We start from the raw sequence: 23,223 nt of genomic DNA, 5'->3' as shown, positions 1-23,223 counted from the left end.
TGGTTCAGAACAGGCTGATATATGAATGAACCCAAGATCCGGCTAAGCTTTAAAACTTGCTTGGATTTTTTTGCAGAGTTCAGTTTCAATCATTTTTTCAGCTACATCAATCATATTGGCAAAAGCTTTGGCATTACTAATGCCATGCCCAATGATTACCGGCTTTGAAACACCTAATACAGGGGTACCTCCATAATTTTCGTAATGAAAGCGTTTTAGGTAAGCATCATTCTGTAAATTTCTTTTACTGGCAATATCATAAAAGCTTTCGGCTAATTTTAATACCACATTGCCGGTAAATCCATCGCATACAATAATGTCTGCTTTGTCTTCAAAAATATCTCTCCCTTCAACATTTCCGGAAAATTGGATGTGCGGATTGTTTTTTAAAAGGGGATAGGTAGTTTGGGCCAAAATATTTCCCTTGCCTTCTTCTTCCCCAACATTCAACAATCCAACTTTTGGTTGCGTAATGTGTAGAATATGTTGTGCATATAAACTACCTAAAACAGCAAATTGATCCAGATGTTCTGGTTTACAATCTGCATTTAAACCTACATCCAGCAATACACCTGTACTGCCGTTTATTTTAGGAATGATGGTGGCTATAGTTGGCCTGATAACCCCTTCAATAGCTTTAATGCTAAAAAGTGCCCCTACGAGCATGGCACCGGTATTACCGGCACTGATAAAAGCATCAATTTTTTGGGTTGCCAGCAAATGAAAACCAATGGCTATTGAACTTTTGTTTTTTTCTTTTAAAGCTTTGGTGGGATGTTCGTGATATCCAATTACTTCATCTGCATGAACAACAGGAATGTTATTTAATTCGTGGGCAGATAATAAAGGAGCTATCGTGGCCTCGTTACCAATGGCTGTGATGGTAATATTATTTTTATGCGGATAATTACCGGAATGCAAGTACTCTTGAATGCCTTTTACAGCTTCTAAAGGAGCATAATCTCCACCCATTAAATCTATTCCTATATTCATTTGATTCAGTCTGTTTTATTGCTCAACAAGAAATGCCTGTTATGGAACTCTGTGTGGCTAAACGTTTAAACGTTGATGAATATTATATTGCTGAAAATCTACTACTGTAAGGTTTGTAGACAATATATGCTTCGGTAAAGGTATTGATAAAAACAAAAAAAGCTGCTATTCGTTACAAAACAAGTAGCAGTATGCATTTATGTAATAGAAAATTAAGCTTTTAAGGGTGCTTTTTCAGCTACTAATTTTCCTTTGTAATACAATTTACCTTCACTTACATGTGCACGATGGCGTACATGCGTTTCACCGGTAGTGGTGTCTTTACTTAAAGTAACGGTTTCTGCAATGTAATGCGTTCTTCTTTTTGCACTACGTTGTTGAGAATGTCTGCGTTTTGGATTGGGCATAACCTAAAATTTATACTTTCAAAAAATTATTCTAAACCTTTTATTTGATTCAATCCCTTCCATAGGGGATTGTTTCCGTTATTGACCTGTTCTTCCATTTTTTTGAGTTGTTCTAAAACAATCTTATTACATAATGTTCCGCCGTATTCATCGGGGTTACACATGTTTTGAATGGGCAAACAAAGATTAATGAATTCATAAATCCAGTCTGCAATTAGCAAATGACTTTCACCTTTGCCAATATAAAATACATCCGGGTCTTCTTCCTGATGATTCATTAAATCAGGTTCTTCCACCATTTTCACTACAATATTAAATTCATCCCAAAGTAGTTTGGTTAGTGGGTTGCCACACCGGTCGCATTGAATATCTACCGTGCCATCAATATCAAATTTCAATTGCATAAAGCCATTCTTTTTATTGAGGCTTAGTTTGATATTTGCATTGCAATTGGTAAAATCCTGATGCCCATAAGCTGTAAAGAACTTATCTTCAACCCTATATTCAAAAACATGAAGCCCTGATTTCAACCCAACAAAAGCTATTTCAAATTCCCTGTTATGGCTCATGGTTTGTTTTTTAGGGTGGGCAAAGGTACAATATCGTATTGAAAGAGCAAAAGGAAATTATTATACCATATTCAGTGACCCGGTAAATTGATAATGAAATTAAGAAATAAACAGTTTTTGGTAAAGCAAAATTTTATCTGGAATGTTCTCATTATTCTGATTGGCAGTATTCAGTTCGCCACATTTTATCCAAATTTTGTTGAAAAACTATACAGTACACACCTATATGTTGGGTATGCCCAAATATTAAGATGGTTAACCGGCTGGTTGCCATTTAGTTTGGGTGATGTTTTGTATATTTTAATAGGTCTTTATTTGTGTTATTCAGTTATTCGATTGATAAAAATCTGCCTGGTTCGAAAAAATGGCGCACAAATTTGGCTAATACTTAAAAATTTATTGAAAATTGTTGTGGTTGCCTATGTCTGGTTTATGTTGAGTTGGGGATTGAATTATCATCGATTGGGTATTGCTTATCAGCTACATTTACAGGTAAATCCTTATACAAATGATGAATTGTGTGTGTTGCGAGACAGTTTAGCTGTAAAGTTAAACAGCCTAAGACAACAAATAGGTCAGGATTCAATATTGCCATCTCCTGATTTAATAACTTTATATTGGCAGGCACCAACATACTATCAACAGGCTTCAAAACTGTATCCATTTATTCAATACCATTACCGAAGTATTAAAAACAGTTTGTTTACACCGTGGGCAAAATATTTTGGATGGGGGGGGTATTATAATCCCTTTACCGGCGAAGCACAGATAAGGGCCGATATGCCCCGCATATTAATTCCTTACACTGTATTGCATGAAATGGCACATCAAATTGGTTATGCCGGTGAAGAAGAAGCCAATTTTGTAGGCTATTTGGTTGCCAGAGAATCTGGAAATGCCTATGTTGCTTATTCCTGTTACAGTGAATTGTATAAATATGTATACAATGAATTATTGTTGAGAAATACCTTTCCGGATGCTACTCCGGCTTTAGATACCTTGGTTAGAAATGATTTTAAGCGGGTCAATCGGTTTTTTATGCAGGAACAAAACAGTATTGCCCCACAGATAATGGATTTGTATGATGTTTATTTAAGAGCGAATCAACAAAAGAACGGTATTAACAGTTATAATGAAGTAGTGGGTTTGTTAATAGCTTTTCAAAAAAAATATAAAAAAATTTAATGCTTAAAAATTCATTGTTGCACTCATTACTATTATGGTTTTAGGGGCAGCAGGTGGCATTGTTACTGCACCACAAATTGGTATGCCCATTTGAATAAACCCTTTATTAATCCGCCCAATGGTTTGTTTGCTCCGGTGTGGACATTTTTATATGCCTCTATGGGCGTTTCTTTTTATTTGCTTTAAAATAGTGCTGCTTCACCTAAAAAGCAAAAGGCTATATTATTGTTTGTTATACAATTCTTGCTAAATATTGCCTGGTCATTTATATTTTTTATTTGCATAAAACCGGATGGGCGCTTGCAGAAATACTATTGATGCGGTTGTTTATTTTACTGACCATCATTTATAGCGCTTCGTTCAAAAATGGGCAGCGTGGTTATTAATACCATATATTGCCTGGGTAAGTTTTGCAGCCATATTGAACGGAGCTATTATGTTAAACTAAAAACTGTTTTTCCACATCATACTTTCAATGGGCTTATTGGGTTGGTGGCTGTATTTTGCATTTAATTTTTGGTTGTATTTCACAGCAATATCACCTTCAACAGGAAAATATATTAATTGACCAATGGGCATTCCTTTATATATTTTAACCGGTTGTTTTACTGAAATTTCAAGTGTCCAGTTGCCACAAAATCCAACATCTCCTTTACCTGCAGTGGCATGTATATCTATACCAAGCCGTCCGGTGGATGATTTGCCTTCCAAAAATGGCACATGAGCATGGGTTTCGGTATATTCAGCAGTAACACCCAAATAAAATATATGCGGATACAATACAAAGCCTTCATCGGGTATTTCAAAATACTCTATTGTGTTGTGTAGTTTTGCATCTAAAATATGGTCTTTATATGTGGCTAAAGTACTGCCCAGATGCACATCATAACTATTACTCCCTAAACAGTCTTGTTGGAAGGGTACAATTTTGATAGTACCTTTTTCCATCTCTTCCAAAATTCGTGTATCCGATAAAATCATGTGTGTTGACTATTTAAATGGTTGATTCAAAGCATTTTTATGTAATGGCCAATTACCCATTCCTGTTTTAATTACATTGTATAGTGCAATATAATTCGTAATTCTGCATGAAGAACTATTCCTTTTTTTATGCCCTTGTTTTATCAACAAAATATTAACGAAAATACCCGACTGGCCATTTGGCAAATAACAGAACCATTGGATTTTTTTTTGAAAGAAATACCTGTTCAGCATAAAGTTACCCATAAACATAAACAGCTGCAACATGCCGCTGGCAGATATTTACTGCCTTTTTTATTTGATGATTTTCCTTATGATGAAATTTTAATAGCCGATACCCGAAAGCCCTATTTACCAGATGAACAATACCATTTTTCTATTTCGCATTGTGGTAATTATGCCGCGGCCATTGTTAGCAGGTATGAAAGAGTAGGAATTGATATTGAAATGCCCCAAGAAAAGATTGTAAACATTAGTACCAAATTCATGCACCCCGATGAATTTTTATTTGTTCGGTATGGTGGCGATTTAATTGCGACCACAACTTTATTGTGGAGTGCCAAAGAAGCCATGTACAAATGGTGGGGGATGGGTAAAATTGATTTTAAAGAAATGTTGCGTATTGAATCAACAGACAGTATTACCCAAACCCTGCATGCCAACTTTCAAAATCTGGATATAACACAACCATTATTACTTCATTATCGTTTTTTGCAACAATTGTGTATGGTATGGCTTACTACGCCGGCATTACAATGATTTTCCGGGAGTAGCTTGCCTAGGTATTAAAGCCAAACTTTTTTTGAGGTTTTGTTTCAGTTGCATTTTTACAATTTGCCCCATTGTATGTGCTTTTAAGAATACAGGTTGTTCAAAATGTTCGCTCAACTCTTGTTTCAGCTGGTTAATTTTTTCCGGTTTTGAAATCATGTCATTACTCATAATATCCAATAATTCTTTGATTCTATATTTAGCGGAAGATAACCTGAAAGCCATCAGTGTTTTTTCTTCAGCCTGGTATTGCGAAATGGATTCTTTATTCAAATACTTAGCTACCAAAGCAACAAAGGCATTATTTTCTTTAAAAAATTGTGGCAGGTACAAGTTTTTTCTTCCTTCATAGGATTGCTGATCAAAATCAATTGCACGAATACGGTATTGATAACCTTCAATATCGGGTGTAATATTCACAACAAAATTATAGCTGCGCATATCGCCCAATAAATGGGTAAAACAACGTTCATTAAATTTTACAAATTCCTTTGCCAGTCGAATAGCATTTAAATCAGGTGCATGTAAGTAATTGGAAATAAATTTATCGCCTGGAATGCCTGGTATATGTTCTTCAATTAATGTGTTTTTACAGGTAAAATAGGTAATACGGTTAGGCGATAACAAATGTTCCAATTCAAGTCCATATACCCGGCTGGCATCTGCTTGTTTAATATAATAGTGATCCTGGTTGTCGTTGAACTTATTAATGATTCTTATTCGGAAAGGCTGACTGTTGCCAAAATAACAAAAATCAATACCTGCAACATCTAAATGATTAATAAAACTATAATCGCCTTTGGTTTTTAAAATGGCATAATTTTTTACTAAGTTTTCTTTCAAAAGCTCCAAATCACGCATATCATAAATAGCACTTTCCCAAAAAGTATCATTTCCACTTTTATCTTTAATGGGTAAAGTGTAGGTAAATCGGGTTAAATCGTTATATAGAGCCGGCAATTGCAATTCTCTACCAAAGCGCATTAAATAATGCCTTAATTCTTTTTGAATTGGATAAATTGGTTTCTTTCTGCTGGGTTTATAAAAGTTTTCAGCGGTTTCTATACTTTCTTTTGTCATATCCAATTTTAATCGGGTAATAAGAGGTTGAATTCATCGTCAATTAAATTCAGGTTTACTGCTCCGCTGCCTGCAATACCTTCTACCGAACCTTTAATATGTGCTGCATTTAGCAAAACTTTTTCCAATTGTTTTTCTCTGGCTTTCCAAAGTTTTTCCATGGCAATTCTTTCCTGTTGAATGGAAAGTTTCATTTGAATGAATCCTTCACTAATGGCCTTCCATTGTTCTCCAAATTCGGCCCCGGTAAGATAATCGTACAGCATGGTCATTTTTTCACCTTTGTTTTCCTGGCTTTTTTTGGCTTCTGCAATTTTGATTAATGCATTTCTTAATAATAAGGCCACACTTCTTACTTCAGAAAAAGTGCAGATGTAAATGCCTTCTTTTTCACCAAAGCGGTCCATTTCTTTTGGCATTGCCTGTGTTACAATTACTGCAACATCGGCACCTAAATTGCGCATGTCAATTTTAATTTTTTCAATCCATTCTTTATTAAAATCTTTTGTTCGTTTGCTTTCATAAATTATTTTTCCGCAAGTATTCGCCATTTGGTTTCGTACGGTTTGAATACAATCTGCCCCTTTTACCCCTTTGCCCACTTCGCTAATCACATCAAAAGGAAAGGTGTTTCTTAATACATCTTCTAACAACAATTCCTGCACTTCGCCTTGTAATTGCATGGAGCCCTGTTCGGCTCTGCGTTTCATTTCATCTACCAACTTTTTTTGATCTTCAATTTGTTTTTCTAATTCTTTCATCCGCAGTTGGTATTGTTCTTCTTTTAAATTCATTTTTTCCTGTTCTACCTGCAGCAATTCATGTTTTATTTTTTCTCTTTCATCTAACAATTTTCGCTGTATGGTTAATTCTAATTCCGTTTCTTTTTGCTGTAAGGCTTGTTCTTTTTGTAAAAATTGAATTTCTTTTTCGTTGGCAATTCTTAATTTTTCGCGGGTTTCCATTTCGCTTTTTTGCAACAATTGCAATTTGTTTTCAAAGTCTGCTGCAATGCGTTGTTGAATGCTGTTTTCTAATTCTGTTTGTAATTTTTGTTTTTGTTCAATTAAAATTTTATTAAATTCAATTTCTCTGTTTTCTAATTGTTTTTGAAGAGTAGCCTCCTTGTTTTTGTATTCCTGATCTTTTGTTTTTTGCCATTCCACCATTTGTTTACGCAATTCGTTTTGAATTTCTTCTCTGATTGATTCGCCGGGCTCGAACTGATGATTGCATTTGGGGCAAGTAATGATAAAAGATGACATATATGCTTATTTTTTATTCCTGGACAAATGTAAACATAATTCAAGAGGAGCCGGGAAGTGGTGGGTTGCTTTCTATTAAAATAAAGACACAAAAAAACCACTGTTGGTTACAACAATGGTTGGTATGTTTTGAAGAAAATGTGCGGAAGAGGAGATTCGAACTCCCACGCCGGTGAAGGCGCTACCACCTCAAAGTAGTGCGTCTACCAATTTCGCCACCTCCGCAGCTATTGTATTCAGGAGCGCAAAAATAAGTATTTGAATGTTTGCCTGCAATTTAGTTTTTGGCTATTATTATTTTATTTCTACATTCTTTCCGGTACCTGAATACCCAGCAATCGTAAGGATGTTTTGATAACATGTGCAGTTAAGGTAGCCAATTGAATTCTATACTGTTTTTGCATGGGGTTGGTTTCCTGTGCAATGGGATGATCTACATAAAATGAATTGAATATTTTGGATAAATTGAACACATAAATGGCTACAACAGATGGGTTGAGTGTATTGGCGGCATCGGCAATAAACCCGGGAAACTGTTCTAATAATTTAGCTAATTCAATTTCAAGTGCACTTAATTGCAAGCTGGTAGCACTTGTATTTTGTAGCGCTTCCTGTTGGTTAATTTTTCTTAAAATGCTTTTAATTCTGGCATAGGTATACTGTATGAACGGGCCGGTAAAACCATGAAAATCAATACTTTCTTCCGGATTAAAAATCATTTTCTTTTTAGGGTCAACCCTAAGCAGGAAGAATTTTAAAGCACCCAGACCAATGGTGTGATATAATTGTTGTAATTCTTCTGCGGTAAAATCATTTACCTTGCCCAGTTCTTCTGTTTTTTGTTGGGCAATTTGTATCATTTCTGCTACAATATCATCGGCATCTACTACTGTACCTTCCCTGCTTTTCATTTTACCATGCGGCAATTCAACCATTCCATAGCTTAAATGATAAATTTGTTGGGCAGAGGGTAATCCTAATTTTTCGCAAATTAATTTGAGCACTTTAAAATGGTAGTTTTGTTCATCACCTACCACATAAATGGTTTTAGACGGGTGAAACTCTGCTTCTCGTTGTTCAGCCAAACCAATATCTTGCGTTATATAAACAGAAGTGCCATCTTTTCGTTGTACAATTTTTTCATCTAAACCATCTGCAGTTAAATCAATCCATACGCTGCCATCTTTTTTGGTATAAAATATTTTTTTTGCCAAACCTTCTTCTACCAGTTTTTTACCCAGAATATAGGTTTTGCTTTCATAGTAAATTTTTTGAAAATCGCTGCCAATTTTTTGATAGGTTTCATCAAATCCCTGGTAAACCCATTCATTCATTTTTTTCCATAAGGCAATTACTTCCTTATTGCCGGCTTCCCATTCTACCAGCATTTGCTGTGCTTCCAGCAAAATGGGTGCGTTTTTTTCGGCCCATTCACGGCTATGTCCGGCGGCTATTAAACTTTCAACTTCGGCTTTATATAAATCGTTAAATAAAACATAGTATTTACCCACAAAATGGTCGCCTTTGGTATGGGTAGTTTCTGGAGTAGCACCATTAGCTAATTTTAACCAGGCAACCATACTCTTACAAATATGAATACCCCTATCGTTTACAATGCAGGTTTTAATTACATCATATCCATTGGCTTCTAAAATGGCTGCAATGCCCCATCCTAAAAAATTATTACGTAAATGCCCCAGGTGTAAAGGCTTATTGGTATTGGGTGAGGAGTACTCCACCAAAATCTTTTCATGTTTAGGGGTAGATAGCCCAAATTGTACATTTTGCCAGTTATGGTTCAAAAATTGCTGCCAATATGCCGGTTGAATGGTTAAGTTTAAAAAGCCTTTAATGATGTTGTAACCAGCAAAAAGTTCGGCATGGTTTTGCAGCAGGTAGTTGCCAATTTGCTCGCCAATTTGGTTGGGCGAAACTTGTAATGTTTTGGTAAAGGCAAATAATACAATGGTGTAATCGCCGGTAAATTCAGGTTTGGTGTCATTGACCAATACCTGATCGGGGTTGGTAGTGTATTGAAATATTTGTTGCAGTGCTGCTGAAGTATGTACTTTAATCGTTTCTACAATATGCATTATTAACATTTTCGGTCTGCAAATCTAAAGGATTTATATACTACCTTCGCCGCCGTTTATGAGGCGTATGCACAATTATATAAGAGGTTCGGTGTTACAGTTGATTGATTGGTTTTATCCCTGGTTTAAAAAAATTATGCCATTGCAAACTTTTCGATATGCTGCCTGTGGCGGGTTTAATACATTAACCGATATCACTTTATTTTTTATTGCCTACAACTATATTTTTTTAAAAAAGCCTGTTCAAACGCCAATTATTTCAATTTCAGCCCCTATTGCATCATTTCTTTTCAGTTTTACGGTTACTTTTCCGGTTGGGTTTTATTTAAGTCGTTATGTAGTTTTTCAACAAACCGAAGCCAAAAAAACGGTACAATTACGTAAATATTTTATGGTGGTGATGGGTTGCTTGTTTTTGAATTATATCTTTCTCAAATTGTTTATTGAGGTTTTGCACTGGTATCCCACACCTGCCAAGGTTGCTACCACGGTATTTGTAGTGGCATTCAGTTACCTCTCTCAAAAACATTATACATTCAAGGCAGTTTCATCGGTTGATTAGTTTATTTCATTCAATGAGCATATTTTTTAGCTGACAATTTTGCATTTTTTCTGTCAGTGGCATAATCGTTGCCAATGTATAACGAATTCAAAATTGAATAAATAATCAGCAATAAAATTTATTTATTATGGGAAAAATTATAGGAATAGATTTAGGTACCACCAACAGTTGTGTAGCCGTTATGGAAGGTAACGAGCCCGTAGTGATAGCGAACGATGAAGGCCGTAGAACTACACCCTCTGTTGTGGCTTTTTTAAAGAATGGAGAGCGTAAAGTTGGTGATCCTGCAAAACGCCAGGCCATTACTAACCCTCACAATACCATTGCCAGTGTAAAACGTTTCATGGGTAGAAGGTTTGATGAAGTAACAGAAGAAATCAGCCACTGGAGTTACAAAGTGGTAAAAGGCGATAATAATACCGTTCGTATTGATATTGATGGACGTTTATATACACCTCAGGAAATATCTGCCATGATTCTTCAAAAAATGAAGAAAACTGCAGAAGATTATTTAGGGCAGGAAGTTACCGAAGCGGTAATTACCGTACCTGCTTATTTTAACGATGCACAACGCCAGGCTACCAAAGAAGCCGGTGAAATTGCCGGACTAAATGTACGCCGTATTGTAAATGAACCTACTGCTGCCGCTTTGGCATACGGTTTAGATAAAAAACACGACATGAAAATTGCTGTGTTTGACTTAGGTGGTGGTACTTTCGATATCTCTATCTTAGATCTAGGCGATGGCGTTTTTGAAGTAAAATCAACCAATGGAGATACCCACTTAGGTGGTGATGATTTTGATAAAGTAATCATGGATTGGTTGGCAGATGAGTTTAAAAAAGATGAGGCCATTGATTTAAGAAAAGATCCCATGGCTTTACAGCGTTTAAAAGAAGCAGCCGAAAAGGCAAAAATTGAATTAAGTTCCTCTTCAGAAACTGAAATTAATTTGCCTTACATTACTGCAGTAGATGGCGTTCCCAAACATTTGGTTAAGAAATTAACACGTGCAAAATTTGAAGCATTATCTGATAGTTTGTTTGAACGTTGCTTAAAACCCTGTGAAGCTGCATTGAAAGATGCCGGATATACTGCATCACAAATCAATGAAGTAATATTGGTGGGTGGCTCTACCCGTATTCCTAAAGTTCAGGAGATAGTTGAAAAATTCTTTGGAAGAAAACCTAATAAGGGCGTAAATCCGGATGAAGTAGTAGCCGTAGGTGCTGCTATACAAGGTGCGGTATTAACCGGTGAAGTGAAGGATGTGTTGTTATTGGATGTAACCCCATTAACCTTAGGTATTGAAACCATGGGCGGTGTATTAACACCAATGATTCCTGCTAATACTACTATTCCTACCAGAAAATCAGAAGTATTCTCTACCGCCAGTGATAATCAACCCGGTGTACAAATTCATGTATTACAAGGTGAGCGTCCGTTGGCAAAAGACAATAAGAGTTTAGGTATGTTTAATTTAGATGGCATACCACCGGCTCCAAGAGGTGTTCCGCAAATTGAAGTAACTTTTGATATAGATGCCAATGGTATGTTGCATGTAAGTGCAAAAGACAAAGGCACCGGAAAAGAACAAAAAATCAGAATTGAGGCCGGAAGTGGTTTGAGTAAGGAAGAAGTAGAAAAAATGAAATCAGAGGCCAAAGCGCATGAAGCAGAAGATAAAGCTGCTAAAGAAAAAATCGAAAAATTAAATCAGGCCGACAGCTTAATCTTCCAAACTGAAAAACAATTAAAAGAGTTTGGTGATAAAGTGCCCGCTGATAAAAAAGCACCAATTGAAGAAGCATTGAATAAGCTGAAAGAAGCACATAAAAATCAAGACATCAACAATCTTGATACAGCTATGGCTGCTTTAAATACTGCCTGGACTGCCGCCAGCGAAGAAATTTATAAAGCTCAGGCTGCAGGTGCACAACCGAGCAGCGGTGCTGAAGCAAATTCTACTGAAAATGTTTCAGGCAAACAGGCTGGAGGCGATACAGTAGAAGATGCTCAGTTTGAAGAAGTAAAATAGTTTGAATTATTATTTCAAAAAAATAGTTAAAGCCCCTGCAACAACGTAGGGGCTTTTGTGTTATACCCATAAAATATTTATATGTCGATTTTATTTCAACCTATTCGCATTCAATCTATCAATTTTAAGAATAGAATTGTGGTATCGCCCATGTGTCAATATTCTGCAGAAGATGGATTTGCAAACGATTGGCACCTGGTACACTTAGGCAGCAGAGCAGTAGGTGGTGCAGGATTAGTGTTTACAGAAGCAGCTGCAGTGAGCCCGGAGGGAAGAATAAGTCCGGGTGATTTAGGCATTTGGAAAGATGAACATATTGCCATGCTGCAACGCATTACCACATTTATTACCCAACAGGGTGCTGTGCCCGGTATTCAATTAGCACATGCAGGCCGTAAAGCCAGTTGCGTTGCCCCTTGGTTGGGAGGCAGGCAACTAAATGAAACAGAGGGCGGATGGCCAGTATTAGCACCCAGTGCTATTCCATTTAAAGAAGAACAGGTTCCTGTTATTGCTTTGTCCGTTCCACAAATTCAGGAAGTTGTGTCCCAATTTCAATCAGCAGCGTGGCGTGCTTTAAAAGCAGGGTTTAAAGTAATTGAAATACATGCAGCACATGGCTATTTAATTCATCAGTTTTTATCACCCTACAGTAATCAACGTACCGATGCTTATGGAGGAAGTTTTGAAAACAGAATTCAATTACTCTTAGCAATTGTTGATGCAGTTCGGCAGGAATGGCCTAATGATTTGCCACTTTTTGTTCGCATTTCAGCTACCGATTGGATTGAAAATGGCTGGCAATTAAATGATTCCATTGTATTGGCTTCCATACTGAAAGAAAGGGGTGTGGATGTTATAGATTGTTCTTCCGGTGGAAATGTGGCACATGCAAAAATTCCGGTGGCGCCTGGATATCAGGTGCCTTTTGCTGCAGCTATTAAAGCCGGCTCCCACATGTTAACCGGAGCGGTTGGTTTAATAACCAATGCGGAACAGGCTGAAAATATTTTACAGGAACAAAAAGCAGATTTTGTTTTTATGGCCCGTGAAATATTGCGGAATCCATACTTCCCACTCTTCGCAGCAAAAACTTTTAAAGAACCTATTCAATGGCCTAAACAATATGAAAGAGCTAAATAAACACGAAGAATTACCTAAAAGTGATATTAACAATGCTTTTATCAATTAAAATTATTGTAGTTATAAAAAATAGTTGTAAATTTGCACCCGCAATTGAGTATAATAGCATAACATCTACTTACGGATTAAGCAACTTGCCATTCTATTTTTCTTCTAACGATTATTAGTTTTCATCCGCAAGCATACACATGCTGATGACCTTTATTTTAAAAAATTAATAATAATGTTATGGAAAACAAACAAAACAGTTCATTAGTGCAATTAGAAAAAGAACATCTGAACCAATTGGTATCAGAAGTAAAAGAAACAGTAGCTACCAATTTAAGCAATCATGTACCTGCTAAATCAGCACATATTAGTGCTGCAACAGTCTGGCATATTCAAAATCAGAAAAAGCGTGCTTTAAGACAAAAGCTTACCAATCGTTGGGGCCTATAAATCATAGCTACATTTTTAAGTTTTTTTATTACAGTGTTAAGAGAAAGTTTCAAAAGTAAAATGAAGCGTTTGAGAATGGCTTAAATCAAAACTTTCTCCACCGCCTTACCCTTTACCGAATAAAAAGAGGCTGCCTCGGACTTTTGAGACAGCCTCTTTTATTTTAATGAACATTTTATGTAAAATAATTTCAAATTCAAATCGCATTCCTTACTTTTAGTATCATTCAAATAAATGATTATGCATTTTCACAAAAGAAAATTTTTTGTTTTTTCAGCCATTCTATCTGTATTGGCCATTGGCATTATTTCTTTTACCATTCCTACACAACCCAAGCCGCGTAATTTAAAAGTGTTGCCTCAAAATATTAGTCATGATAGTTTGGAGCATGTGATGGATGGATTTAAGGCGGCGTTGGGAGTTAAATGTTCTTTTTGCCATGCGCCTTCTAAAACCCAGCCTGGAAGAATGGATCCGGCCAGTGATGAAAATCCTAAAAAAGATATAGCTCGTGATATGATGCGCATGACGATGGAAATTAATGAAAAATATGTGCGCCAAATTCCCCATACTGATAGTGTTCAACTTCAGGTGGTAACCTGCGGTACCTGCCACAGGGGAAAATCAAAACCAGAGCTGCAATAATATTCCGATTCTTTCTTAAAAAACAGATTGCTATACGTAGAGCAATCTGTTTTTTATTGGGGTTATTACAAAATCCCGTGCTTTGTTGCATTTTGTTTTTGTGAAAATCAATTAATGTGTTTAATTTACACATTAATTGATTAACTTAGTACATCTAAAATCAGGAAAATTGGCTAAAAAACTAACGATTACGCAATCTGGTGAAATTGAAAATACCGGATTATCCAAAACAAAAAGTGGTGTAAAAAAAATAGAAGAACCCTCAACTTTATCTTCCGCTTCTGCAACTCCTGATGCAACAAAAGCAGAGCAGCAAAAAAAAGTTTTGAAAAAAAAATCAGCCAAAAAGGAAGCGGCACCGAAAGGAGAGAAGATAGCAGCCAAAGAGGCTACATCAACTAAAAAGCCCAAAACCTCATCAAAAAAAGATGCAACAACGGCAACACAAAAAAGTAAAGTATCTGTTGCTACTAAATCAAAATCAATTACTGAATTGCAGGTAACTTTTCTTTTAAAATTTAGTACCCATTTCGGGCAAAATATTTTTATAACCGGCAATCATCCCAAGCTGGGAAATCAAGATATTAATCAGGCAATTCCCATGCAGTACCTGAATCAGGAGTATTGGCAAATTACAATAACTTTTCAACTAAATGAAATACCGAAAGAAGGAATTACCTATCATTATATACTAAAAAATGAAGATGGAACGATTGATTATGATTGGGGTAATGATAAAAAAATATCACCTGCTTATGTTAAAAAATCAACTCTGTTAATTGAAGATGCTTGGAATTTTGCAGGTTATTATGAAAACGCATTTTATACAGAACCGTTTCAGCAAATTTTATTGCCCAAACCCAGGCAGGTTGCAGATACCACTAAAATTAATGCCGGTACAACTCATTTGTTAAAAGTAAAAGCACCCTTACTGTCAGCTGATGAAGTGCTTTGTTTATGCGGTGAAAGTACCATTTTAAACAATTGGAATACTGAAAAACCATTGCTGTTAAAGCGGTATAAAGATGAATCTTTTTATTCTATACAGCTCAACTTATCAACAGCCAAACAGGCACTGCAATTTAAATTTGGTGTTTATAATACAAATACAAAACAATTTGTTCGGTTTGAAAATGGCAAAAACAGAACCATAAATGCAACAAATGCAACTGATACTTTAGCCATAATGAATGCCGGATTTGCTGTATTACCCAATAATACGTGGAGAGGAGCAGGGGTAGCAATTCCTGTTTTTAGTTTAAGAAGCGAGCAGAGTTTTGGCGTAGGAGAGTTTACTGATCTAAAACTGTTGGTAGACTGGGCCAAAAAAACAGGATTAAAATTAGTGCAAATATTACCGGTGAATGATACTACAGCAACGCATACCTGGGCAGATTCTTATCCTTATGCTGCCATTTCTGCTTTTGCATTGCATCCGTTATACCTAAACCTAAAAAAAGCTACTTCAACTGAAAATTTGCACTTGTTGGATAGCATAGAAGCGCAACGCCTTCAATTAAATGCATTAGATACAGTTGATTATGAAGCTGTAATGCATCTAAAACAACAATATTTACAGCAATTATATCCTTTACAACAGAAAGTCTTGTTTCAATCAGATGAATTTAAAACATTCTTTCACAATAATAGTCATTGGTTAATTCCATATGCTGTATTTTGTTATTTGAGAGATTTGTATGGCACGCCCAATTTCAGTGAATGGCCAGAGAATGGTATTTATAATGAATCGGCCATTGAAGCCATGGCTTCACCTGATTCTGAACAATACCATGCTATTGCTTATCATTATTTTGTTCAGTTTTACCTGCACAGTCAGTTGCAGGAGGCAACTGGCTATGCCCACCAAAATGGAATTATTTTGAAAGGTGATATTGCAATTGGTGTGTGTAGAAATGGCGCAGATGCCTGGCAGGCACCGCATTTATTTCATTTGAATATGCAGGCTGGTGCACCACCCGACGATTTTGCCATAAAAGGCCAAAATTGGGGTTTCCCCACTTATAACTGGCAACAAATGATGCAGGATGGTTTTGCGTGGTGGAAGAAACGATTTGAACAAATGCGTTATTATTTTGATGCATTCAGGATTGATCATATTTTAGGTTTTTTTAGAATATGGAGTATACCTATAGATGCAGTAGAGGGTATTATGGGGCGCTTTGTACCTGCTTTACCCATACACATCAATGAATTGTATAGCAGAAATATTTGGTTCGATTACTATCGGTTTACAAAGCCCTATATTAATGAAGAAGTATTAGCCGAAGTTTTTGGCAATGATGCCGATTTTGTACGCAATACTTTTTTGCAATACAATGGTTTTGGAAATTATACACTAAAAGAAGAATGCAATACCCAACGTAAAGTTGAACAATATTTGGCCCATTGGAATGACGATGCATTTACTCAGAAAATGAAACAGGGGCTGTTCGATTTAATCAGTAATGTTATCTTTTTTGAAGAAGAAGGCAGTAACGCACAGCAATTCCATTTTAGATTTGCTATGGATGCTACCATTTCATTTCGCCATTTAGATGCGCATTCTCAACAACAATTAAAAGAATTGTATGTAGATTATTACTTCCGCAGGCAGGATGATTTTTGGATGAAAGAAGCTTTGCAGAAATTACCTGCATTAAAACGCGTTACCAATATGTTGATTTGTGGTGAAGATTTAGGGTTGGTGCCAGCCTGTGTTCCGGAAGTAATGCGTCAGTTAGGTTTATTAAGCCTCGAAATTCAACGAATGCCTAAAAACCCACAGCAAACATTTTTTCATCCCAATGATGCGCCTTATTTAAGTGTGGTTACCCCCTCTACTCATGATATGAGCACCATTAGGGGCTGGTGGGAAGAAGATAAGCATAAAATTCAACAATTTTACAACAATGAATTAGGGCAATGGGATAATGCCCCTTATTATTGTGAAGCCTGGATTAACACAGCCATTGTATTGCAACATTTGTATTCGCCGGCTATGTGGAGCATATTTCAGTTGCAGGATTTGTTAGGAATGGATGAATCCATCAGAAGAAACAATCCGAATGATGAACGTATTAATATTCCATCCAATCCAAAACATTATTGGCGTTATAGAATGCATCTTACATTAGAGCAGCTCATTGATGCTAATTTGTTTAATGAAGCGCTGCAAAAAATGGTGCAGGAAAGCGGCAGATAGTCTGTCAATTTCTTTTTTAATATTGTATAAATCGGTATTGTTGCCGGTTTATTTTTTTAGAAGCCATTCGTTTGGCGTTTCTTTGCGGTTATTTTATGCATTGCAAATGAAATTATATTATAAAAAAATAGAACTTCCTTTTGAGTATCCATTTACAATTTCAGGAGGGCGAACAAAAACCCATCAGCCATCATTATTGGTAGCGCTGCAATTAGGTTCACTAATAGGTTATGGCGAAGCACCTGCCATTCAATATTATGATGTTACGGTGGATTCAATGATAGAAGCATTGGAGCAAAAAAGAGCTTTTGTTGAAAAATTTGCTTTAACCGAACCTGAGCGTTATTGGCATTATTTGCATCATTTATTTCCAAGCAATCCTTTTCTGGTAGCTGCATTGGATATGGCTGCATGGGATTTGTTTGGTAAAATGGAACAACAATTGGTTTACCGTTTATGGAATGTAACATGGGATAATACACCACTTACCGATTATACCATTGGCATTGATACGCCTGAAAATATGGTAAACAAAATGCTGGCTAAACCCTGGCCCATCTATAAAATTAAACTGGGTGTTCCCAACGATATTGAGCTGGTAGCTCTATTACGAAAACACACTAATGCAGTATTTAGAATAGATGCCAATGCCGGCTGGACTTTAGAAGAAGCGCTCATCAAAATTCCTCAATTACAACAATTAGGTGTGCAATTCATTGAACAACCATTAGCAAAAGAAGATTGGGGAGGAATGAAGGTTTTGTATCAAACATCATCTTTGCCTTTAATTGCAGATGAAAGTTGTGTGCTTGAAACCGATGTTGAAAAATGTTTACATCATTTTCATGGCATAAACATTAAATTAACCAAATGCAGTGGATTAACACCAGCCAAACGTATGATTGCTCAGGCAAGAAAACTCGGTTTACAGGTAATGATGGGAAGCATGAATGAATCTACCTTAGGCTCTGCTGCTATTGCACAATTTTTACCTTTATTAGATTATGTGGATATGGACGGGCCATTGCTTTTAAAAGAAGATATTGCAACCGGACTAAATTTTGAATTTGGGAAGGTGGATATATTGGGAAAATCTGGACTGGGTATTCAATTGAAACAATAATCTTTTAAATTTTTTTAGATAGGTAAATGAAATTATAAATGCTATGACACCCGAACGTAAAACAAAATTGTTGAATGTTTTATATAAACGACAGCCCAATTTAACAGTAGTGATGGAGAATGTGCAGGATCCACACAATATATCCGCAGTGATGCGTAGTTGTGATGCAGTAGGTATTCAGGATATTTATATCATCACCACTAAAATAGCACGCCACAAAAAGTTTGGTGCCAAAAGCAGTAGTAGTGCTGCCAAATGGCTTACCGTTCATGCTTATGATAATGTTGAAGCGTGCTACAACGCACTTCGTACGCAATATCAAAGAATTTATACCACTCATTTGTGTGCCAATGCCGAACCATTGTATGCACTTGATTTTGTACAAAACAGCATTGCTTTGGTTTTTGGTAATGAACATGAAGGAGTTAGTGAAGATGCACGCCGGTTAGCCGATGGCAATTTTATTATACCACAGGTAGGTATTATTCAAAGCCTGAATATTTCTGTTGCATGCGCAGTGAGTATTTATGAAGCATTTCGTCAGAAACAACAGGCAGGGCATTATAACAGCCCGGGTTTAGCTGCTCAAAGTATTAACCGGTTGTTATCAGAGTGGGGCGTACCCAATGCTGAAAATGATTAGTGTTATCAATCAATTGATATGAAAAAAATATTTTTTGTTTTTTACTTGTTTTTAGTGATTCGGCAGCTGCATGCCCAAAATATTGAAAAAGTAAAAATAAATGATGTGGTGCATTATATTGATACCACCACACAACCGGTTATCATTAACTTTTGGGCTACCTGGTGTACACCTTGTATACATGAGTTAAATTACTTTGAAAATGAAATAAAAGCGGTTGCAGGAAACCGAGTAAAAATTATTTTAATTAGTGTAGATTATGCCGATGATTATCCCAAAACCATTGCCAAATTTGTAAAACAACATGGTTACAGTGCTACCATTTGGTGGCTGAATGAAACCAATGCAGCAGATTTTTGCCCTAAAATAGACCGAACATGGAATGGAAATATACCTGCTACTTTAATGATGAATCCGATTACAAAATACCGGCAATTTTATAACCGTCAATTAACCGCACCGCAAATTCCTTTAGCTGTTCAGGAAATGTTGAATGGCGGGCATTAATGTTGTAATTGTTTTGCATTTTTTGTTTGTGCCAGCATTTCTGCTTTACCCTGTTCAGCTTGTTGTTGCAAAATAGTAATACTTACATTCAATTCAAATCCTATTAAAAGTATTAAAGAGTTCAGGTATATCAGTAACATAATAATTAATACCGTTCCAATTGAGCCATACACTTTATTATAACTGCTAAAATGATTTACCCAAAATGAAAACCCAATAGTGGTTAGTAACATTAATAAAGTTGCAAGAATAGAACCTGGTGATATGAGTGGCCATTTTTTCTGAATGGCCGGTGCAAAACGATAAATAAAGGCAATACCAAAAAATATAAATAAAACAATAATACCCCAACGAACGGTATTCCACCAGGGAAAAAAAGTTTTTTTTCTGAAATGAAAAAATTCACGCAATAAACCGGCTAGCTCGCCTTGTCCTATTAACACCAGCAACGAGGCCAGTACCAATAAAATTAATAAGGTAGTTAATCGGATAGCGCGCCATCTTCGATGCAAAAAATAAGCTTTTTTCTCAGATATTGATTTATCGAAAGTTCTTACAATACCCATTGTTGCATTAGATGCATAAAACAAAACCAAAATAAAACCAAAAGAAAAAACACCCACATGTTTTTTCAATAAATCATTAATTATGGTAGTAATTAATTTATATGTGTTTGAGTTGGGGGTTAAATCTTTAAATAAATTCAGCATTTGCCCTTTAAAATCAAAAGAGTCCGGTAAATAAGGTATGATAGAAAAAATAAATAAAAAAGCGGCCGGTAAAGCCATGATTAAATTAAATGAAATTGCTGAAGCCCTGTCTATAATGCCAATTTTATTAATTTGTTGAAAAAAAAACCGAATTACATAAAACAGGGGTATTCCTTTAAAACCCGGAATAACAATTTGCTTGCTTTTGCGAATTGCAAATGCAATGGGAGGGAAGGAAACTAATGTCTTTTCAAATTTTGTCACTCGCCCTTCATTTTTTGTTTTTTAGCCATAGCAGCATCTAATGCCTGCTGGTATTGTTTTGCATACGCATTGTGTTCTGCAAAATTACTGCTAAAATGGCTGTAACCACTAAAGTCGCTTTTTGCTACAAAATATAAATAATTGGTTTTAGGAGCGTTTAAAACAATATCGATGCATTTAGTTGAAGGAGTGCAAATAGGGCCCGGTGGTAAACCTTTGTTGCGATAGGTATTATAAGGAGAAGGAGTTAATAAGTATTTTTCATAAATACGTGTCAACGCAAAATCTTTCATGGCATATTTAATGGTAGGACAAGCCTGTAATGCCATATTCTGGTGTAATCTGTTTAGGTATACACTGGCAATTTTTCCTCTTTCATCATCAATATTCGATTCCTCTTCAACAATAGAGGCTAATATATACACTTCAGTTGGGGTAAGACCTATCTCTTTAGTTTTTTGTAACCTGTTGTTTTTGGTCCAGAATAAGCTGTCAGCAATATATAATTTATTAAAAATTTTTCTAATTGATGTATTCCAATAAAAAGTATAGGTATCGGGCAAAATGATGGTGAAAATAGTAGCAGTATCTACATGATATTCTTTTAACGAATCATTGCTATTTAAAAATTGCATAACCTGTACCGAATCGGTTGAAAAGTTTTTTGCAATTAATTTGGCCAAATCTTCCTTTACTCTCAATTTGGTAATCACTAAATTAATGGAGGCCTGGCGATTGTTTTTCAACATTCGAATAATGCTTAACAGCGATGCATCTTTATTAACCTCATATTTACCTGGTTTAATGTGTTTGGCTATATGCAATTCTTTTAATACAAATTGAAAGGGCCAGCCATATTTTATAATTTGCTGTTGCTTTAATGATTGGGTAATTTGTTGACTGCTTAAACTGTTATCAGAAAGTGTGAAATAAGTTTTTTTATCATTGAAAGCAGTAGCAGGGCTTTCTAAAAACCATAAAAAACCAATGGTTATGATTACAATTAGTACAACGACTGTGCCTATAATTTTGCGCATGGTAGTTCAAGATAAATAAAAACCCTGTCTGCAGCAAACAGACAGGGTAAATATTTTATAAATAAAAAGTTATTTAGTAGCCGGAGGCGGAGTATTTAAAGGAATACTGTTGGTGGGTGCTGTGTTTTGATTGGTGTTCACTTTTTGTATAATTGAAGTATCGGGCCCTTTGGTGGATCCTCTGAAAATTATGGTAGAAAACAGAGAGAGTATGGTAATAATTGCAGCAAATAACCAGGTGCCTTTTTCCAAAACATCAGTTGTTTGCTTAACACCCATAATCTGGTTGCCAAATCCACCTACATTTCCTGCTAAACCACCACCTTTTGGATTTTGAATTAATACAATAAAACCTAAGGCTATACAGGCAATTACAATTAAAATAATAAAAATTACAGTCATGCTACATTTCTTTTAGTTGTTCAATTTTTTTTGCAAAATAAGCAGATTTATCAGGATCTAAAAAACTTAATTTAATATAAACCTGAACCGCTTTATCTATTTTGCCTTGTTTTATCAGCACTTCTGCCATGGTTTCAGTAATAATTTCTCTGGTTTCGTTTGAGGTTTGAGCAATACCAGGTATAATACTGTCTACTTCTGCCTGTTGTACCGCATGTGTATCTGGGGTATGCTGGTTTTTAACAATTTTAAGCCAGTCAGTAAATTTTAAAAGTTGCTTACTTAATTTGTCTTGTGGCTCTTGGGTTAAATCAGCGGTAATGCCTAACGATCCAAAATAATCTATGGTATGTAAATGCGGCGGTTCGTAAGTTAGTTCTTCATCTGTTTCAACCGGCTCCTGAAATGAAGCCCACTGTGCTGCAATAATATCAGATAATTTTTCGTTTTCAACCGCTGGTTCTTTGTTTTCAGATGAAGTTTCGGGCAGCTGGTCTGTTTCGTTGGCATCATTTGCCTGCATTTCCAAATGTTCCACTAATTCTTGTTCTGCAATGGCCATATTGTTTTGCGGCAATGCTGTTTCCGGCACAGCATTATTTTTGTTTTCAGTGATATGTTCTGCTAAAGCATGTGGCAGTTCTTCCTGAATAGTATTCGTAGAATCAACTGCTTGCAAATCATCACTGTTTTCTAAAGGCTCGGGATTTATTTCGATGAAGTGATCTGCATTTTTAACTTCTTCTAAAAATGAATGTGTTACTGCTTCTGTTTCCGGAATGTTGCTGATTGCCGCAAGATCGGTCATATCTGTCCGCTCAGATTGTTCTTCAGCTCTCATTTCAGAAGGGGCAATTGCTGCATTGGTTTTGCTTTCATTTGATAATACCACAGATTCCCTCCCCGCGGTTGTTGGATTGGCCGGTGTTTCGTTTAGTAGGTAGTTTACCCAGGTTATATTGCAAGGTGCAGCAATGATATGGATTTGGGCCTGTACCAGTAAATTCGGTGCATTTTGCTGTAATTTAGCGGCCAATAATACCTGAGCAGGCGTAAAAAATGGATAACTTTTGCAAATTTGCTGTAAGTGTTCTACAGCAACCTTTTCTAAAGGTTGTTGCAAAATAGCATAAGCAGTTTGATTGATTACAGCATTCATGTTGTG

The 23,223-nt window shown here is 36.0% G+C and carries 22 protein-coding genes, 1 tRNA gene and 2 pseudogenes; 13 read left to right on the top strand and 12 right to left on the bottom strand.

The window, feature by feature from the left end:
• Positions 1-42: 42 nt before the first annotated feature.
• The 3 genes from plsX to EO766_RS03540 all read right to left on the bottom strand — a co-directional run bounded on the left by plsX (position 43) and on the right by EO766_RS03540 (position 1,969).
• Positions 43-993: a phosphate acyltransferase PlsX gene (gene plsX / locus EO766_RS03550; RefSeq protein ID WP_074420962.1), complete on the bottom strand. Its 951-nt coding sequence runs from the start codon at positions 991-993 to the stop codon at positions 43-45.
• Between the two features lie 212 nt (positions 994-1,205).
• Complete coding sequence (gene rpmF, locus EO766_RS03545; protein ID WP_068241381.1) at positions 1,206-1,400, bottom strand: 50S ribosomal protein L32; 195 nt, start codon at positions 1,398-1,400, stop codon at positions 1,206-1,208.
• A 26-nt stretch (positions 1,401-1,426) separates the two neighbouring features.
• Positions 1,427-1,969, bottom strand: coding sequence for a YceD family protein (locus EO766_RS03540; protein ID WP_074420963.1), 543 nt, complete (start codon positions 1,967-1,969; stop codon positions 1,427-1,429).
• Positions 1,970-2,062: 93 nt separating this feature from the next.
• Here EO766_RS03540 and EO766_RS03535 point away from each other — a divergent pair, with 93 nt between their 5' ends.
• From EO766_RS03535 to EO766_RS18375, 3 genes and pseudogenes are all read left to right on the top strand, one after another.
• On the top strand, positions 2,063-3,154 hold the full coding sequence (locus EO766_RS03535; RefSeq protein ID WP_074420964.1) for a DUF3810 domain-containing protein: 1,092 nt from the start codon (positions 2,063-2,065) through the stop codon (positions 3,152-3,154).
• Positions 3,155-3,163: 9 nt separating this feature from the next.
• A pseudogene (locus EO766_RS18380) lies at positions 3,164-3,472 on the top strand (TspO/MBR family protein).
• A 52-nt stretch (positions 3,473-3,524) separates the two neighbouring features.
• Positions 3,525-3,602, top strand: a pseudogene (locus EO766_RS18375) (tryptophan-rich sensory protein); the annotation flags it as partial.
• Here the strand turns inward: EO766_RS18375 and dcd are convergent.
• Complete coding sequence (dcd, locus tag EO766_RS03530) at positions 3,599-4,135, bottom strand: dCTP deaminase (RefSeq protein WP_068241373.1); 537 nt, start codon at positions 4,133-4,135, stop codon at positions 3,599-3,601. The pseudogene EO766_RS18375 and the gene dcd overlap by 4 nt on opposite strands.
• A gap of 129 nt (positions 4,136-4,264) precedes the next feature.
• Here dcd and EO766_RS03525 point away from each other — a divergent pair, with 129 nt between their 5' ends.
• Positions 4,265-4,894, top strand: a complete 630-nt coding sequence (locus EO766_RS03525) for a 4'-phosphopantetheinyl transferase family protein (protein WP_074419359.1) — start codon at positions 4,265-4,267, stop codon at positions 4,892-4,894.
• Here EO766_RS03525 and EO766_RS03520 read toward each other — a convergent pair.
• The 4 genes from EO766_RS03520 to argS all read right to left on the bottom strand — a co-directional run bounded on the left by EO766_RS03520 (position 4,886) and on the right by argS (position 9,344).
• The gene (locus EO766_RS03520; RefSeq protein WP_074420260.1) at positions 4,886-5,986 is read right to left on the bottom strand and encodes a hypothetical protein; all 1,101 of its coding nucleotides are present in this window, start codon (positions 5,984-5,986) and stop codon (positions 4,886-4,888) included. The two genes, EO766_RS03525 and EO766_RS03520, sit on opposite strands and share 9 nt — an antisense overlap.
• A gap of 8 nt (positions 5,987-5,994) precedes the next feature.
• Positions 5,995-7,251, bottom strand: coding sequence for a DUF2130 domain-containing protein (locus EO766_RS03515; protein WP_074419357.1), 1,257 nt, complete (start codon positions 7,249-7,251; stop codon positions 5,995-5,997).
• 141 nt (positions 7,252-7,392) lie between these two features.
• A tRNA-Leu gene (locus EO766_RS03510) sits at positions 7,393-7,476 on the bottom strand.
• Positions 7,477-7,556: 80 nt separating this feature from the next.
• Positions 7,557-9,344: an arginine--tRNA ligase gene (gene argS, locus EO766_RS03505; RefSeq protein WP_074419356.1), complete on the bottom strand. Its 1,788-nt coding sequence runs from the start codon at positions 9,342-9,344 to the stop codon at positions 7,557-7,559.
• A gap of 67 nt (positions 9,345-9,411) precedes the next feature.
• On the opposite strand from argS, the gene EO766_RS03500 reads away from it, so the two are divergent.
• From EO766_RS03500 to EO766_RS03460, 9 genes are all read left to right on the top strand, one after another.
• A complete protein-coding gene (locus tag EO766_RS03500) occupies positions 9,412-9,906 on the top strand; it encodes a GtrA family protein (protein WP_228733064.1) in 495 nt (164 codons plus the stop codon).
• Positions 9,907-10,033: 127 nt separating this feature from the next.
• A complete protein-coding gene (dnaK, locus tag EO766_RS03495; RefSeq protein ID WP_074419355.1) occupies positions 10,034-11,944 on the top strand; it encodes a molecular chaperone DnaK in 1,911 nt (636 codons plus the stop codon).
• An 81-nt stretch (positions 11,945-12,025) separates the two neighbouring features.
• Complete coding sequence (gene namA / locus EO766_RS03490; RefSeq protein WP_074419354.1) at positions 12,026-13,087, top strand: NADPH dehydrogenase NamA; 1,062 nt, start codon at positions 12,026-12,028, stop codon at positions 13,085-13,087.
• A 228-nt stretch (positions 13,088-13,315) separates the two neighbouring features.
• Positions 13,316-13,525 (top strand): hypothetical protein, encoded by a 210-nt coding sequence (locus EO766_RS03485; protein WP_068241358.1) that lies wholly within the window; start codon positions 13,316-13,318, stop codon positions 13,523-13,525.
• Positions 13,526-13,765: 240 nt separating this feature from the next.
• The gene (locus EO766_RS03480; RefSeq protein ID WP_074419362.1) at positions 13,766-14,170 is read left to right on the top strand and encodes a c-type cytochrome; all 405 of its coding nucleotides are present in this window, start codon (positions 13,766-13,768) and stop codon (positions 14,168-14,170) included.
• 169 nt (positions 14,171-14,339) lie between these two features.
• Positions 14,340-17,372, top strand: coding sequence for a 4-alpha-glucanotransferase (locus tag EO766_RS03475; protein WP_228733065.1), 3,033 nt, complete (start codon positions 14,340-14,342; stop codon positions 17,370-17,372).
• Complete coding sequence (locus EO766_RS03470; RefSeq protein ID WP_228733066.1) at positions 17,332-18,495, top strand: dipeptide epimerase; 1,164 nt, start codon at positions 17,332-17,334, stop codon at positions 18,493-18,495. Before EO766_RS03475 ends, EO766_RS03470 begins: the two co-directional genes overlap by 41 nt.
• Positions 18,496-18,538: 43 nt before the next feature.
• The gene (locus tag EO766_RS03465; protein WP_074417981.1) at positions 18,539-19,138 is read left to right on the top strand and encodes a TrmH family RNA methyltransferase; all 600 of its coding nucleotides are present in this window, start codon (positions 18,539-18,541) and stop codon (positions 19,136-19,138) included.
• 18 nt (positions 19,139-19,156) lie between these two features.
• Entirely contained in the window at positions 19,157-19,645 is a 489-nt protein-coding gene (locus tag EO766_RS03460; RefSeq protein ID WP_074419353.1) for a TlpA disulfide reductase family protein, read from the top strand.
• Here EO766_RS03460 and EO766_RS03455 read toward each other — a convergent pair.
• The 4 genes from EO766_RS03455 to EO766_RS03440 all read right to left on the bottom strand — a co-directional run bounded on the left by EO766_RS03455 (position 19,642) and on the right by EO766_RS03440 (position 23,217).
• Positions 19,642-20,619 carry a YihY/virulence factor BrkB family protein gene (locus EO766_RS03455; protein ID WP_074417979.1) on the bottom strand — a complete coding sequence of 326 codons (978 nt, stop codon included), beginning with the start codon at positions 20,617-20,619 and terminating at the stop codon, positions 19,642-19,644. The genes EO766_RS03460 and EO766_RS03455 overlap by 4 nt on opposite strands.
• The gene (gene mltG / locus EO766_RS03450; protein ID WP_074419352.1) at positions 20,616-21,656 is read right to left on the bottom strand and encodes an endolytic transglycosylase MltG; all 1,041 of its coding nucleotides are present in this window, start codon (positions 21,654-21,656) and stop codon (positions 20,616-20,618) included. The genes EO766_RS03455 and mltG overlap by 4 nt, the downstream gene beginning before the upstream one ends.
• Positions 21,657-21,725: 69 nt before the next feature.
• Positions 21,726-22,058, bottom strand: coding sequence for a preprotein translocase subunit SecG (gene secG / locus EO766_RS03445; RefSeq protein ID WP_074419351.1), 333 nt, complete (start codon positions 22,056-22,058; stop codon positions 21,726-21,728).
• 1 nt (position 22,059) lies between these two features.
• On the bottom strand, positions 22,060-23,217 hold the full coding sequence (locus tag EO766_RS03440) for a hypothetical protein (protein ID WP_074419350.1): 1,158 nt from the start codon (positions 23,215-23,217) through the stop codon (positions 22,060-22,062).
• Between the last annotated feature and the right edge of the window lie 6 nt (positions 23,218-23,223).

This window comes from Hydrotalea sp. AMD (assembly GCF_004100315.1).
Lineage (GTDB): Bacteria > Bacteroidota > Bacteroidia > Chitinophagales > Chitinophagaceae > Hydrotalea > Hydrotalea flava.
Note: the sequence above shows the minus strand (reverse complement) of the source record. Positions and strands in the feature narration are given on the sequence as shown.